The 15438-nt window shown below is 69.8% G+C and carries 14 protein-coding genes; 1 reads left to right on the forward strand and 13 read right to left on the reverse strand.

Going from position 1 to position 15438, the window contains the following annotated elements; translation table 11 throughout:
- Positions 1-30: 30 nt before the first annotated feature.
- Positions 31-450, forward strand: coding sequence for a bleomycin resistance protein (locus HWY45_RS09760; protein WP_059560603.1), 420 nt, complete (start codon positions 31-33; stop codon positions 448-450).
- Positions 451-531: 81 nt separating this feature from the next.
- Here the strand turns inward: HWY45_RS09760 and HWY45_RS09765 are convergent, their stop codons facing one another.
- The 13 genes from HWY45_RS09765 to HWY45_RS09825 form a co-directional block, all read right to left on the reverse strand.
- Positions 532-1551: an ABC transporter substrate-binding protein gene (locus tag HWY45_RS09765; protein WP_059886008.1), complete on the reverse strand. Its 1020-nt coding sequence runs from the start codon at positions 1549-1551 to the stop codon at positions 532-534.
- Entirely contained in the window at positions 1548-2357 is an 810-nt protein-coding gene (fhuF, locus tag HWY45_RS09770; protein ID WP_059886009.1) for a siderophore-iron reductase FhuF, read from the reverse strand. The genes HWY45_RS09765 and fhuF overlap by 4 nt, the downstream gene beginning before the upstream one ends.
- Positions 2354-4450 carry a Fe(3+)-hydroxamate ABC transporter permease FhuB gene (fhuB, locus tag HWY45_RS09775; RefSeq protein ID WP_059886011.1) on the reverse strand — a complete coding sequence of 699 codons (2097 nt, stop codon included), beginning with the start codon at positions 4448-4450 and terminating at the stop codon, positions 2354-2356. The genes fhuF and fhuB overlap by 4 nt, the downstream gene beginning before the upstream one ends.
- Complete coding sequence (locus HWY45_RS09780) at positions 4447-5295, reverse strand: ABC transporter ATP-binding protein (protein WP_059886013.1); 849 nt, start codon at positions 5293-5295, stop codon at positions 4447-4449. The genes fhuB and HWY45_RS09780 overlap by 4 nt, the downstream gene beginning before the upstream one ends.
- Positions 5295-6302: a TauD/TfdA family dioxygenase gene (locus HWY45_RS09785; protein WP_059886015.1), complete on the reverse strand. Its 1008-nt coding sequence runs from the start codon at positions 6300-6302 to the stop codon at positions 5295-5297. The genes HWY45_RS09780 and HWY45_RS09785 overlap by 1 nt, the downstream gene beginning before the upstream one ends.
- A 27-nt stretch (positions 6303-6329) precedes the next feature.
- Positions 6330-6572 (reverse strand): MbtH family protein, encoded by a 243-nt coding sequence (locus tag HWY45_RS09790; protein ID WP_059560578.1) that lies wholly within the window; start codon positions 6570-6572, stop codon positions 6330-6332.
- 83 nt (positions 6573-6655) lie between these two features.
- Complete coding sequence (locus HWY45_RS09795; RefSeq protein WP_059886017.1) at positions 6656-7324, reverse strand: RNA polymerase factor sigma-70; 669 nt, start codon at positions 7322-7324, stop codon at positions 6656-6658.
- Between the two features lie 220 nt (positions 7325-7544).
- A complete protein-coding gene (locus HWY45_RS09800) occupies positions 7545-8882 on the reverse strand; it encodes a calcium-binding protein (protein ID WP_230947007.1) in 1338 nt (445 codons plus the stop codon).
- Positions 8883-8928: 46 nt separating this feature from the next.
- The gene (locus HWY45_RS09805) at positions 8929-9954 is read right to left on the reverse strand and encodes a fimbrial protein (RefSeq protein WP_059886020.1); all 1026 of its coding nucleotides are present in this window, start codon (positions 9952-9954) and stop codon (positions 8929-8931) included.
- A complete protein-coding gene (locus HWY45_RS09810; RefSeq protein ID WP_059886022.1) occupies positions 9951-10694 on the reverse strand; it encodes a fimbrial biogenesis chaperone in 744 nt (247 codons plus the stop codon). The genes HWY45_RS09805 and HWY45_RS09810 overlap by 4 nt, the downstream gene beginning before the upstream one ends.
- A gap of 17 nt (positions 10695-10711) precedes the next feature.
- A complete protein-coding gene (locus tag HWY45_RS09815; protein ID WP_059886024.1) occupies positions 10712-13198 on the reverse strand; it encodes a fimbria/pilus outer membrane usher protein in 2487 nt (828 codons plus the stop codon).
- An 88-nt stretch (positions 13199-13286) separates the two neighbouring features.
- Positions 13287-13799: a fimbrial protein gene (locus HWY45_RS09820; RefSeq protein WP_059560561.1), complete on the reverse strand. Its 513-nt coding sequence runs from the start codon at positions 13797-13799 to the stop codon at positions 13287-13289.
- 621 nt (positions 13800-14420) lie between these two features.
- A complete protein-coding gene (locus tag HWY45_RS09825) occupies positions 14421-15359 on the reverse strand; it encodes an alpha/beta fold hydrolase (protein ID WP_059886026.1) in 939 nt (312 codons plus the stop codon).
- Positions 15360-15438: the final 79 nt, after the last annotated feature.

Below are 15438 nucleotides of genomic sequence, written 5' to 3' on the forward strand. Positions count from 1 at the left end.
GGCTCACCCCGTCAATCAAGGAGACCCGCCATGGAATGGGCCGCTCTCGTTCCGGAACTGATCTGCACGGACCTCGCCCGGAGCATGACGTTCTATCGTGACCTGCTTGGCTTCCGGGTTCGCTTCGAGCGTCCCGAGGATCGCTTTGCCTATCTCGACCTCGGGCACGCCCAGTTGATGCTCGAGCAGCAGCATCCGGAGAGCTGGCTGACCGGCCCGATGCAGTTTCCGCGCGGGCAAGGCATCAATCTGCAGATCGAGGTCGACTCGATCGAGCCCATTCACCACCGCTTGCGCGACGCAGGCATCGCGCTGTTCGCCGAGCCGCGGACGTCGTGGTATCGCCAGGACGATCTGGAACACGGCCAGATCGAGATGCTGGTGCAGGACCCCGACGGCTATCTTCTGCGTCTGGTGGAAATCCTGGACGAGCGGCCGTATCGGGCGTAACCGGCGGTCCGTCTCCCGAGCGTCCTCACGCGTGGCGACAGTGCGACGTGCGAATGCGTCGCCGTGACGCGCGACCTCACGTCAGCGCGCCGGCGGCAACGCCAGCAGCGTATCGGTCATCACGTCGGCCAGCTTCAGCGCCGACATCGGGCCGCCAAACCCCCAGATATTGCGTTCGACCAGCGCGACCCGATGCGCCCGGCGCGCGGGCACGTATCGCCAGACCGGCGAATCGAGCTTCGAGTCGAGCGGCACGTCCACGCCGCCCGTGGTCACGAACAGCACGGCCAGGTCGCGTTGCGGGAGCAGGTCCGCCGAGGTCACGTAGAGCGTACCTTCGCGGGTCGGCTTCTTCGGCCACAGTTCGACGCCGAGCACGCGCGCGAGTCCGGCCGCCGTGCTGTTGCCCGTATACGCCCAGTACCGATCGGGCAGCCCGAGATCCTGCAGCAGCGCGACGCGTTCGTGTTGCCGTCCCGCCGCCGCGAGCCGCTGCGCGTTGCGCGCGAGGCCGGCGTCGAGCTGCGCTTCGACCGCCTGCGCGCGCGCGCTGCGCCCCGTCACCGCGCCGATCGTGCGGAAGATCTGCCGGGTCCAGTCGAGCTGGGTCACGGGCACGCCGCCTTCGTTCACGTTCGGGCTGAACTGGAACAGGATCGTCGGCGCGATCCGGTCGAGCGCATCGAAAATCGGCGCATGCCGGAAGCCGACGCCGATGATCAGGTCGGGCTTGACCGCCGCGATCGCCTCGAGCCCCGGCTCCTGCCGCGACCCGACGTCCGTCACGTGCGCGAAGCGCGCGTTGTCGTAGCCGAGCCAGCCCGGATAGAACGCGGTGTCGACCATGCCGACCGGCGTGATGTCGAGCGCCGCGAGGCTTTCCGCGAACATGAACTCGAGCGCGACGACGCGCAGCGGCCGCGCCGGCATCGCTGCGCTCGCCTGCGAGACGACCGGATTGCCGGCCAGCGACGCGCCGGCGGGCATGCCGCCGCTTCGCCCGCGCGCGGCATCGCCCGAGGCGGCCTGCGCGGCCAGCGGCCAGCCCGCGCCAAGCGCGGCAAGCTGCGCCAGCGCGCGCCGCCGGCCGGGCGCCGTCAACGAATCGCGTCCTGCCCGGCCAGCGCCGCGTCGTCCATCGTCAGTAGCAAGGGGCAGCTTCCACACAGTTGCGTTTCTCCAGGGATTTCGTAGCGCAGGCAGCACACGCGGCGCGCACGGAACGGCGTCGGCAATAGCGGCGAGCGCGGCACGGCATCGCGCACGGGCATGCGCAGCGGATTGGGTTCGCCGTCGATGCACGCCGAGCGGAACAGCCACGCGGCGTCGCGCGCCGGATCGGCCGCGCACGGCTGCGCGCGGCAGACGTCGAGCAGGTAGTCGAGCAGATTGCCGGCGTTGCTCCACAGCACGCGCGGCGTGACGCGCCCCATCTCGGCCAGCAGGTCGATCACCGCGTCGAGATGCGCGACGAGCCCCGCATAGCGCAGCGCCGGATCGTCGCAGGGCTCGCCCAGCGCGTGCGGCGCGAACGCCAGCCCGACGGGCATCCCGTCGTCGAGCACGACGAACGTGCGTTCGGGCGCCATGTCGAGCGGCCGGCCGAGCAGCAGCGCGGCGACGACGCCCGCCGGCGCCGCGCGGCCGAAGTAGTACTTGCTCCATTGCGACAGCAGCGCGCGCGCATGCGTGGAAGGATCGCCGCCGTAGTGGCGGACCATCGCGTCGAGCAGCGCATCGCGGTGGTCGGGGAGCGCCGTCACCGGTACGCGCGTCGTGCCGCATGCGGAGGCGTGGTCGGGCATGCCGAGCCACACCGTGTCGAGATACGGCGCGAACTCGGCCGGCGCGAACGACGCGAAGCACGTCGCGCGCGCGTGGCGCACGTCGGGGGCCGGCGGCGTCATCGCCCCGCGCGCCGCGCGCGGCGCGCCTCGACGATCAGCAGGCCGAGCAGGTAAGGCGCGCCGATCAGCGCGGTCAGCACGCCGGCCGGCACTTCGCGCGGCGCGACGGCCGTGCGGGCGGCAATGTCCGCGAACCCGAGGATCAGCGCGCCGCACGCGGCCGCGAGCCACAGGCGCGTGCGATGGCGCCGCGCGCCGAGCATCGTCGCGACGTGCGGCGCCATCAGCCCGATGAAGCCGACCGGCCCGACCGCGGCCACCGCCGCGCACGCGGCGAGCGTCGCGATCACCAGCGCGAGCGGCCGCAATGCGCCGATCGGCAGGCCGAGCGCGGCCGCCTGGTCGTCGCCGAGCGCGAGCATGTCGAGCGGCTGCGCGAGCCACGCGAACACCGGCACCGCGAGCACGCACCACGGCAGCAGCATCGCGACCTCGCTCCAGCTGCGCCCGTAGGTGCCGCCGACGAGCCACACGACGAAGCGCGCGGGCTGCACGCTTTCCTGCGTGATCAGCCATTCCGACAGCGTCGTCCACAATGTGCCGATCACGATCCCGGTCAGCGCGACCGCGAGCGGCGCGTAGCGGTGCCGATGGTTCAGCGCAAGCGTGAGCGCGAGCGACACGCCGCCGCCGAGCAAGGCCGCGCCCGCGAGCACGCCCTCGCCGGCGAGCGGCCAGCGGGTCAGCGCGAACAGCGTGACGAGCGCCGCGCCCTGCGTGACGCCGAGCACTTCCGGGCCCGCCAGCGGATTGCGCACGACGCTCTGCATCGCGACACCGCTCGCGGCGAGCAGCGCGCCGGCCAGCATCGCGCACATCAGGCGCGGCAGGCGCAGGTCGATCAGCATCCGCGCGACCGGGTCGCCGCCCGACAGCGCCGCCTGCCAGCGCGCGGGCGTCAACCATTCGGGGCCGGCCGACGTGCCGACGACCAGCACGAGCGCGCCCGCCAGCGCGAACAGCGCGGTGCGACGCGGCCAGCGCAGGCCGTCGAGCCAGCCGACGAAGCGCGTCGCGCGGCCGGACGCCGCGCGTTCGGGGCCCGCATGCAGCACGCCGGACCACGCGGCGCCGCGACGGATCAGCGCGAGCATCAGCGGCGTGCCGACGAGCGCGATCGCGACGCCGGTCGACAGCGTCGCGTCGAGGCCCGACGCGAGCACCGCGCTGTCGGTCACGAGCACCAGCGCGCCGCCCGCCAGCGCGGACAGCGGCACCAGCGCGGCGAGCCGCGCGGCGCGCGCGCCGCGGATCTGGCGCAGCAGGTTCGGCGCGACCAGGCCGACATACGACAGCGGCCCCGCGATGCTGACCGCGACGGCCGTGAACGCCACCGCGACGACCGTCGCGGCGAGCCGCGCCGCATCGACGCGCACGCCGGCCGCGGCCGCCGCGTCGTCGCCGAGCGCGAGCGGATCGAGCGGCCGGATCACGAACGGCAGCGCGGCGAGCGGCAGCACGAGCCAGCTCGCCGCGAGCTTCAGGCCGGTCGCGCCCGGTTGATAGAGGCTGCCGTTCGCCCACAGCGCGGCGCCCGCGATGTTCTGCTCGAACAGCGCGAGCAGCAGCGTCGACAGCGCGGCGAACAGCAGCATGCAGACGCTGCCCGCGAGCACGAGCCGCAGCGGCGTTGCGCGCCAGCCGCCCGCCGCGAGCATCGCGCACGCGGCGGCGGCCAGGCCGCAGGCGAACAGGAGCGGCACCGACGGCACGCCCGCGAGCGCCGGCACGATCATCGCCGCGAGCAGGCCGAGCTGCGCGCCGCCCGTCACGCCGAGCAGGTCGGGCGACGCGAGCGGATTGCGCGTCGCCGACTGGAACAGCGCGCCGGCGATGCCGAGGCAGCCGCCCGCGACGAGCGCGGCCGCGATGCGCGGCAGGTTCAGGTCGAACAGGAACACCCGCGCGAGCGCGTCGGCGTCGCTGCCGGGCGCGGCGCCCCACCACGCGCGCAGGTCGGGCGCGGCGCGCAGCGCGGCGACGCATGCGATCAGCAGCAGCATGCCGAGCGCCAGCGCGCCGGCACGGCTCGGCTGCGCGGCCTTGCCGCCGACGGAAGCCGCCTGGCGCTTGCGCATCGCGAACGTCGTCATACGGCGAGCTTCCGGTCGAAGGCCTCGGCAGACTGCGCCGCAGCGACGGCGGACGGCCCGTACGCCGGCACGCACATCGGCGCGCCCGTCTGCGGATGCGCGAGCTTCAGCATCTCGACGCCGAACGCCGCGCGCAGGCGCGCCGGATCGAGCATCGCGTCGGGTGCGCCCTGCGCAACCACGCGGCCCGCGCGCATCAGCACGATCTCGTCGCTGTAAGCAGCGGCCTGGTTCAGGTCGTGCAGCACCCACACGATCGTCAGCCCGCGCGCGCGGTTCAGCGCGCGCAGCGCGTCGAGGATGTCGAGCTGGTGATGGATGTCGAGATAGGTGGTCGGCTCGTCGAGCAGCACGATCGGCGCCTGCTGCGCGAGCGCCATCGCGATCCACGCGCGCTGCCGCTCGCCGCCGGACAGCGCGCCGACGTCGCGGCCCGCGTCGCCGGCGAGCCCGCTCGTCTCGAGCGCTTCGTCGATCGCGACGTGATCGTCGCGCGACAAGCCGCGCAGGAAGCCGCCGTACGCATAGCGCCCGTATGCGACGAGCTCGCGCACGGTCAGGCCGGACGGAATCTGGTTGAACTGCGCGAGCATCGTCAGCTCGCGTGCAAGCGCGCGGCGCTTGAACGACGCGAGCGGCTTGCCGTTGACTTCGACGTGGCCGGCCAGCGCCGGCTGCAGGCCCGCGAGCGTGCGCAGCAGCGTGCTTTTTCCGCAGCCGTTCGGGCCGCACAGCGCGGTTACGCGGCCGGCCGCGATCGACAGGTCCAGACCGTCGATCACGACATGGTCGCGATAACCCACCGTCAGCCCCCGCGCGGCAAGCGCGGCGGTACTACGCGTCATCAATCCTCCGTTCGGTCGCGCGGGACCGTATGGCTCTGCGCCATCGCGACGACGACCTTGCGCGGCCCCTCGAACGGGTCGCGCGCGTGCGCCGTCAGCATGTTGTCGAGCATCAGCACGTCGCCGGTGCGCCACGGAAACACGATGCGCTGCCGGTCGAGCACCGCGCGGATCTCGGCGAGCGCATCGGCCTCGAGCGGCGCGCCGTCGCCGTAGTAGACGTTGCGCGGCACGTTGTCGAGCCCGACCGCGTCGACGAGCGCTTCCTGCATGTCGTCGTCGAGCGCGGACAGGTGGAACAGGTTCGCCTGGTTGAACCACACGCGCTCGCCCGTGCGCGGATGCCGCGCGACCGCCTGGCAGCGCTCGCGGGTGCGCAACAGCAGCTCGCCGTCGTCGTCAGTGCGCCACGTGCATTCGATGCCGCGCGCCGCGCACATCCGCTCGACTTCGCGCGGATCGTCGGTGCCGAACGACTGCTGCCACGGCAGGTCGAGCCCCTGCCCGAAATTGCGCACGTACAGCAGCTCGCGCTGCGCGAAGCGCGCGACGAGCGCCGGGTCGAGCGCGCGATACACCGCGCGGCTGTCGGCGATCGGCGTCGCGCCGCCCTTCGGGGCCGCGAGCGCGCAGTGGAACCAGATCCGCATCGGCCATTCGCGCGTGTACGACTGCTCGTTGTGCAGCGGAATCGCGCGGTGCGGCGGGTATTCGGTCGACGTGTACACCGCGCCCTCGACCTGGCTGCGCGGCGTCGACGCGTATTCATAGCCGATCAGCGGATCGCCGAACGACGCCGCGAACTGCTGGAACGCGTCGATCGACGGCACGTGAAAGCCCGTGAACAGCACGCCGCCCGCGCGTTCGAGCGTGTCGGCCGCGATCTCGCGCGCGAGCGGCGCGACTTCGTCGATCGACATCCCGTCGCCGCTTCTCGGCGACACGACGGTGGGCAGCCCTGGCTCGATCCGCAGGTCGTCGAGCGTCGGCAACGTAAGCTGGGTCATGCAGCGTCCTCGTCAGGTGGGCGCGGCTCACGCCGCGCGGTGCGCGGCATCGCCGTCCATCGCGCGGCGCAGGCTCGCGGGCCGCATGTCGGTCCAGACCGTCTCGATGTGCGCGAGGCAGTCGGCCTTCGGGCCGCTCACGCCCACTTCGCGCCAGCCGGCCGGCACGGGCCGGAACGTCGGCCAGATCGAATACTGTTCTTCGTCGTTGATGACGACCGTGTAGACGAGGTCGTCGGTGTCGGCGGAAGGCGTCGTCGCTTGCGTCATGATCGGAAATCGCTGGAGGCGGTTGAGGGAAACGGAGCGGAACGCCCGCTCCTGTCGAATAGACGAATGGCCGGCGCGCTTTTTTACCGGCGCCGCGCGCGGCCGCCGAAAAACGCCGGGCACGCGACGCCGCGCTGGCAGGCGTCGAGGCATTCGGCGCAGTGGCGCTCCGCGTCGCGAATCATGAAATGCACGAGGGTCTGCGACACGTTCAGCGCGCGCGCCGCGCTCTGCAGCGTTTCCTCGCGCAGCCGCACCATCTCGAACGCCGCGCGGCTGCGCTCGGGCAGGTCGTCGAGCGCGGCGCACACGCGGCGCAGCGTGTCGCGCGTCATCAGCGCCGCTTCGGGCGTGGGCTCGGGCGACGGCACGTCGAGGCCGTCGTCCTCTTCCGCGTGATAGACGTTCTCCAGGCTCTGGCGGCGGCACGCGTCGATCGACGCGTTGCGCACCATCCGCGTCACGTACGCGACCGGCTGGCGCACCGCATCCTGGTTCGGGAATTCGACGAGCTTGACGAACACGTCGTGCACGACGTCCTCGGCCCGGCTCACGCAGCCGACGAAGCTGCGCGCGAGGTTGACGAGCATCGCGCGGTGCGCGATCAGCACGTCGAGCAGCGCGCCCTGCGCGCGCGGCGCGGCACTGCGGCGCGTGCGCGGCGCGGGGCTGCGCGGCTGGTCGAGATGACCGCCGAGGAACAGGTTCGCCGCCGCCGGGGCCGGTCGTTCGAGCACTTCCGCCATCGCCATCGCTTCGCTCCGTCCAATTCAGAGATAGCGCAATGTAGCGTAAACGCGAATCATTCTCAATTTTGTTCGTAAATAACCCTCCAGAATAGTGGGATTTGTATGAATAATGATTCCGGCGGAATTGGACGAGAACGACGCGTCAGGTTTCGAGGTGCCGGGGGGCCGGCGCCTCGTTACACCGCATCACCGGCCGGATGCCCGGCGGCCCGCGCGGGTCGCGCTATCGTGCAGCCGGCAGCAGCGTCGGGCATTGCGCGAGGCGCGCCGGGTCGACGGGCATGCGACAGACGCCGCGTCGCACCGCCACGTTCTGCTTCGCCGCCAGCGTGCGCGGCGTCGCCTTCGGCTGAATCGCCCGTGCCCGCAAAGCGTCCGCGCCCGGGCTTGCCGGCGGCAGCGCGCGCAGCGTCGCCGTATCGATATGAACTTGCCAGAATTGCGGCGTCCCGTCGGGGTCGTCTTCGCGATAGCCCTGCCCCGTGATGGTCTGTCCGTCGGGGCTGACGCCGATCACGCCGCCCAGGTTCAGCGTGCCGACCGACAGGCCGGCCGCTTCGAGCAGTGCGACGAGGCTGCGCATGCCGCTTTGCGGTGTCCAGACGAAGACGCGCGACACGCCGCTCCGGGTGTTGTTCGATACGCCGACCACGACCCGTCCGTCCGTGCTGAGCGACGACGCATAGCTGCTGTCGTCGCCTTCGAGAAAACCGAGCCGCTGGATGCTGTCGCCGCCGTTCGTCCACAGCACGGCTTCCGAATCGAGCCGTTGTCCGTCCGGCGTGGCCACCAGGGTGCCGAGCCTGCCGGCGATCGTCCGGCCGTCTTCGGACACGCCCCGTGCCATGTCCATTCTGGCGTCGCCCTCATTGCGCGTCGGCAACAGCCGCTCGCCGGATTTTTCGGTCCAGAGCAGTGCACGCATGCCGTATACGCCGTCGACATTGCCGGCGAACCCGGTTGCCGCATTGCCGGACGGCGTCATCGTCAGCAGCTGGACGAGATAATCGCCTCCGAGCGGCAATTCGCGGAAGCCGGTGCGTTGGTCCCAAAGGAACCGTGCGTTCCGGCCGCCGGTCGCAACGAAGCTGCCCGACATTCTGGAGCCGTCGCGATTCGCGACTTCGACCGAACTCCCCCAGCCTGCCGAACGCGGAACGATTTCCTGTGCGCGACCGTCGCCGGGCCACCGCACCGCCCACCGATCGAGGTTGCTGCCGTCCGCCTGGCGCGCGCTGATCGAGCCGCCGATCACCCGGCCATCGGCCGACACCGTCTGTGCCAGCACGTCGTACACGTTCGCCGGCGCGGCCAGCCTCTGCCAGCCCGTCGCGGCCGACCACGAGAAGGCCATCGAACCGCCGGGCTGCGCTTCGCTCCAGTAGCCGCCGATGATCGTCTTGCCGTCCGCGCTGACGGCATGGCCGTTGAATCGCACATCGCGCGGCCCGCCCAGATCGCCGAGCACGGTCAACGAATAGCCGCCTGCGGATACCGCCTGCGCGTGAACCGCGCTCGTTGCCGACACGGCCAGCACGGCCGCGACAATACTGCTTTTCATTTGCATCTCCCCCTCCTCCTCACGTCGTCAATGGAATTCGGTGCGCTCAATACAGGAAAATCCGGATCGTCGCCGACGCGTTGAACGGCCCGATCTTCGGTGGTCCGAACGACTTCAGCACCGCGTCGAGCATCACGGTCTGGTTCGCGACGTTGGCCGGAAACTGCGTGAGCGTGAACTGCTTGTTGAAGTCGATCGCCTTGCCCTGGCTGTCCTCGAGGCCGATGCCGAAGTTGCTGTCCTGCGCCGGTACCAGCAGGCCGTTCTGCACGGTGCCCTTGGTCGCCTCGAAATAGCCGTCGACGCGAATCGGGATGCTGCATTGCTTGGTCAGCGACAGCGAGAACCGCTTGCGCGGCACGGCCGGCAGGAAGCCGTTGCCGGACATCTGCACCTGGCCGAAATTGACGATGCCGGGCTCGGGCGTCACCAGCACGTCGACGAGGCACGGCGTCGGCTTCAGGCGCGACAGCCCGCTCAGCCGGTACCGAAAACTCGATCGGAACGCGTTGAGGCCGCCCTCGCCGTCGAACTGGAAGACCGCGTAGATATCGCTCGGCGGCTGTACCCACCGGCCCTTCTTGCGCACCACCACCTGATAGGTGATGCTGAGCGGCGCGTTCTGGCAGCGCCCCCGGTCGAAGTCCCATTGCGAACACGCGCGCACGACGGTGTCGGTTTCCACGCGTGCGCTCGGCCCGCTGCCCAGGCCGAAATAGTCCCGGCCGCCGTAGCGAATGCCGATCTCGAGCCCCCATGCGGCGGGAACCTGCGAATCCGGGTTCGCGTAGAAGTAGACCCGCTCGGCATACTTCAACGCGGCCCCGCCGTAGTCCTTGTAGCAGTACCCCGTCGTCGTGCGCGGCGGCGACACCCAGATCACGTACCCGTCCGGCGCATCCGTCGGATACGACGCCACGCCGCCGATCGGCTCGGTGAGCGAATCCGCGCCGCTGCCGGTCAGGCAGCGCAGCGCCCACGCCGGCTGCGCCGCCACGATCAGCATCGCGAGCACGCCCCAGCGCAGCCACGCCGCGAGCGGCGACACGCGTCGTCGCACGCGCCCGCTCATCGCTTCACGCTCTTGCACACACCCGCATCGCACGCATACTCGACCGTCACCTGGCCGCCGTAATCGTCGACGTGCGTGACGAACAGCGTCGCGGGCGCCGCGCCCTTGAACGGCACGTCCGCCGTGCTCATCGGGCTCACCATCACCGGGTCGAGCGGCACCGGCGCCTTCTGCGCGCCCGCCTTGAGATCGACCACCGTCACGTGGAACGGCGTCGGGTTGTCGAACACGAGCTTGTGCGCGGCGGCGTCGACGCGCAGCGTCATCGGCAGCGTCGGATCCTCGTCGCGCGACGGCTGCACGCCCTTCGGCCGGTAGAACAGCTTCATCTGCGTGTGCAGCGCGATCTGCAGCGCGTTCGGCGTGTCGGTCTTCGGCGGCACCTCGCGGATGTTCAGGTAGAACACCGTCTCGCGATCGGCCGGCAGCGCGGTGCCCGGCAGCTTCGCGATGCGCAGCACGTTGCGCTCGTTCGCCTCGACGCGCTGCAGCGGCGGCACGACCATCAGCGGCGACGTGATGCGCTTGCCCTGCGCATCCTCGATCCACGATTGCACGAGGTACGGATAGCTCGCGCTCTTGTTCGTGATCGTCACGATCGCGGCCTGCTCGCCTTCGTTGAAGATCACGCGCGTGCGGTCCGGCACGATCGACGCATGCGCGGCGCCCGCCAGCAGCGCGCCGGCCGTCGCGAGCGCGCACGACGCGCGCCGCAGGGAAAGAAGGGATAAAGGTTTCATTGCGGGTTTCCGTTGAATCATCGTTCGATCCGGCCGGTCGCGGCATGCGACTCGCCGGGCGGCTGGCACGTCACGGGAATCGGAGTGCCTTCGAGCTGGAGCTGGTCCGGCAGCACGTCGAGCGTGCACAGCGTGCGTTCGCCCGCGCGCACGACCAGCGACGATTTCGGCTGGACCTGGGTCAGGTAGGCGGCGCCGTCCTCGCCGACGATGCCGAGTTCCTTGCCGTTCGCGCCGTCCTGCACCGACGCGCCGAACGGCAGCGCCTTGCCGCTCGCGTCCGACAGCGTCACGAACAGGTTGCGGCCGTGCGCGGCGGAAAACTTGACGAAGCCGATCGCGCCGTCGGTCAGCACCATGCGCTGGATCGGGTTCGACACCTGCACTTCGAGCGGCAGCTTCTCGACGTTGACGGTCGCGTCGTACACGTTGTACGGCGAGATGCTGTCGAGCACCGTATAGCCGCGCGCGTTGGTGCGCGCGAGCGAACCGGACAGCGGCACGTCCGGCACGCCGTCGGTCGACACCAGCAGGCGCGTGTCGCCCGCATTGCCGTTCGCGTGCGCGGTCACGCCGTACTGCGTCGCGACCAGCGAGCCGCCGAGCTCGAGCGACGCGGCCGCGTACGAATTCGCGACCGTCGACGCCTGCGCGGTGAGCTGGTACGACGACGTGCGCTGGCGGAAGCTCGCGTTCGCCGAGCCGCGCCCGCCGGTCGTGCCGGCGGCGATCTGGTAGGTGCGGCCGGCCGGATCGTCGTAGATGTAACCGGCGTTCACGCTCGTGTTGCCGCCGCCCGTCGTCAGGCTCGACGTGACGGTCTGGCGGTCGCCGATCGGCAGCGTCGCGGTGACCGAGAACTGGTTGCCGCCGCTGCCCGCGCCCATCGTGCGGAACGCCGACACGCTGACGTTCACGCGGCGCAGCGCGCCGAGCGAGAACGCGCGCGTCAGCGTCAGGCCGACGCGCTGGTCCGACTGGCGCGCCCAGTAGGTCGTCTGGTCGTACGAGAAATAGGTCGACGTCTCGCCGAAGCGCTTCGACAGCGTCGCCGAATAGCGCTGCTTGCTGTTCGCGAGGCCGTACGCGCTCGGGTCGCCCGAGAACTGCGAGAAGTTCGTGTAGTCGCGCTCGGAAAAGCGGTAGCCGAAGAAGCGCACGTCCGCGTCGAGCGCATCGAAGTGCTTCGAATAGTTGATCCGGTACGAGTTGCCGTTGCGCGTCGCGCCGTTCCACCACAGCCGCGCACGCGCATGCGTGACGTCGGCGGACAACGCGCCGAACGCGCCGAAATCGCGGCCCACGCCGAGCGCGATCGACGTGTAGCCGGACGCGGCGATGAAGCCGCCGTACACGGTGACGTCGAGCGGCAGGCCGTATGCGGCCTCGCCAAAGCCGAAGAACGGCGTGATGCCCGCACCGCCGAACAGGCGCGGCTTGCCGACCGCGGCCTTGTAGCGCAGCTGCCCCTGGCGCGCGAGGAACGGCACCGACGCAGTCGTCACCTGGAAGCGCTGCACCGTGCCGTCCTCTTCCTCGACCGCGACGTCGAGCGTGCCCTGCACGCTCGTGTTGATGTTCTGCAGCGCGAACGCGCCCGGCGACACGCGCGTCACGTACAGCACGCGGCCCTGCTGCGACACCGTGACGGTCGCGTTGGTGCGCGCGACGCCCGAGATCAGCGGCGCGTAACCGCGCAGCGACGGCGGCAGCATGCGGTCGTCGCTGCGGATCGTCGCGCCGGTCAGCGCGAACGTGTCGAAGATGTCCGAGCTCAGGTAGTCGTCGCCGAACGACACCGTCGATTCGATCGACGGCAGCGCGCGAAACGCATAGAGCCGGCTGAAGCGGAACGTCCGGTCCGCATAGACGGTGTTGCCCGCGTTGGACTGCGCCTGGTAGTCGCCGCGAAAACGCCACGCGCCCCAGTTGGCGCCGACCGTCCCGTACGCCTGCACGGAATTGGTCTGGCTGCCGGCCGAGCCGAAGTTGCGGTTGGTGTTCGCGATCACGCGGTAATCGAGCATCGCGCCCGGAATGCCCTCGGTCCAGCGCTCGGGCGGCAGGTAGTACGCGTCGGTGAATTCGAGCGCCGCCTGCGGAATCGAGATCTTCAGGCGCCCTTCGCCCTTCTGGTAGCGCACGCTCACGCCTTCGATCGCGGCGAGATCGACGCAGCGGCCGCCCTGGAAGCGCGGCAGATCCTTCGCGAGCGACGGTTTCAGGCCGAATTGCGCGACCAGCTCCGGCGGCAGGCAGGGCTTGCCCGCGCCCGACGCGTCGCCGGCGATGAACTCGATCGTCTGCAGGCCGTAGAACACGTCGTTGACCTGCACGTCGAGCAGGTACTCGCCCGGCAGCGTGAAATCGGCCTGCGCGAACTGCGACAGGTCGACGTTGCTCGCACCGTCGATGCTGAGAAACGACGAATTGAATTCCGTCGCCTGGCTCTGGCTGCTGACGGCCAGCACGGAGACGCAAAGGATGGAATGACTGATTCGCACGACGGGGCTACCGGGAGTCCTGGAGAAAAACGGGAGGGGCAAAGCGGAACGGGGAAAGGTGCGCGCACCCTTCCCCGCGGGGAGAGGCTTACTGGTAGCGAACCGTGAAGTTCGCGACGCCGTCGGCGGTACCCGGGGTCACGCCGGCCGCGGTCGCTTCGTACATCGCCGCGAAGCGCGCGATGTTCGTGCCGTTCTGCAGCACGACCGGCGCCTTCTGCTCGGCGCCGTTGTCGAGGAACTCACCCGACGCGGCCTGCAGGCGGATGCCGACGTTGGTGGCCGAGCCGACGGTCGCGAGCAGCTTCGGCTGCGTGGCGTTCGACGTGCCCGTGAACGTGAAGAACGCGTTCTTCGCGATGCTCGTGTCGCAGTCGGTCAGCTTGATGTCGAAGTTGGTCGGCGTGGACTTGTCGCCGGCCTGCTTGAATACGTTCGTCGGCACGTTGCCCAGACGCACGGTCTGGTCGACCGAGCCTGCGTCGATGCCGCATGCGCCCGCGACGATCTCGCCCGTGAAGTTGATCGTGCCGGTGCCGGCCGCGAACGCCGAGGTGGACAGGGCAGCCAGTGCGACAGCGGACAGGAGGGATTTTTTCATGGTCGTTTCCGATTGAATGACAGAAGAAGTGGACGACGTGTCGGACTTGAATCGGCAGCCCATGGCGAGCTCCCTGTCCGGCACGAGGTCGGCATTATTGAGATAAATCTGAAAGTTTTCTGTAAATCATTGTCAAATCGTCCGTGACAATGTCAGATTTGCCTACTTCTTCAGCACTATTTCGCCTGGGTTTTTAATAGGATCACTAGCCTTTTTCGCCCGACGTCGATTTCAGAAATCGCCTGAATATAAAAGAAATTTCGGCATTCCGACCCTAAAAACCCAATACACCCTTGTCACACAAGGCTCCTGCCAACACCCCCATCACAAGGACATAATCCTGACTCGATCCGCCATCGTTGCCGATCGGCAACAATCATTCGCCGCCATTTTCAATATTAAGGAAATTAACTTTTTGATTCGATTGCGCGCGACATTCCGCGCAATCGTTTGCGAGCCGATTTTAACGTTTTACTTGCGACATTTTGCCGCCATTAAAATCGAGACAGCATAATTGAATTGAAAGGTCAACCCGTCAAATGGAAGGGACGCCATGACGGACGTGCGCCTGCGACGAGCCGTCGCATTTGCGCGGCCCTCGGCAACGGAAGAAGACGGGAATCAGCGGGTGCCCTGCACCGCCTCGAGCGCCTCGGGCGACGCAAACATCCGGGTGGCGTCATGGCCGACGCCGGGCACCTCGACGAGCCGCCAGCCGAACGCCCAGCCGCGGCTTTCCGCTGCGGCGCGGGCCGCCTGGAACGCATGGAGGCCGCGCGCATGACGGGTGGGCCCCTGTGCGTCGGCCATGCGGCCGCGCACGAGATGCCGGTTGCCGGTGTCGGCCGTGCCGAGCAGCACGGTGATGGGCTGCGCGAGATACGCGCGCAGCGCGTCGTCCGCGTCGCGCGCCGTGCCGACGCCGCCGAAGCCGAATGGCGCGGCATCGGTCACGCTCGGCATCACCCACGTCGACGGATTGGCGATCACGATGCGTGCGACGTCGGGCGCGCCATACGCGGCGACGCGGTCGAGGAATTGCGCGCCGGCCGAATGGCCGAGCAGCACGACGCTCGGCGCGGCGATGCCCGACGCCTGCCGCGCCCAGCCGACGAGCGGCGCAACGAGCCCGCGCGGCTGCCGCGGGTCGCGCGACAGCCCGTGCGCGGCGCTTGCGCCGCCATATTGATAGACGTCTCGCGGAAACCGCGCCGCGTCGAACTGCGGCGCGACGACGATCGCGCACAGGCGCTCGGCGAGCGGGATCGCGTGGTCGCGATAGGCGGCGCCGTTGCGTTGCACGCCGTGGAACACGACGAGCAGCGTCGACGGCGCGCATTGCGCGGGGCGGTACGTGAACACCGGCAGGTCGACGCCCGCGACGTGCGCCGTCGCTGCCGCCGCCCCGGGCGCGATCGTCGCGCCGGTTACCGGCTGGCTCGCCGCGATGCCCGGCGGCGGCGCCGCGGCGCCCGCATCCTGCGCGTGCGCGGCATGGCCCCCGGCCAGCGCGAAGCCTGCCGCGAGCGCGGCGCCCAGCCGTCGTGGATCGATCGTCATGCGTGCCCTGCCCGGTCGTGTCGACAAGGAATCCAACGCGCCGCCGCGCCGGTGCGATGACGGCCGTTACATTACCGGC

It is taken from the genome of Burkholderia stagnalis (assembly GCF_902830275.1).
Lineage (GTDB): Bacteria > Pseudomonadota > Gammaproteobacteria > Burkholderiales > Burkholderiaceae > Burkholderia > Burkholderia stagnalis.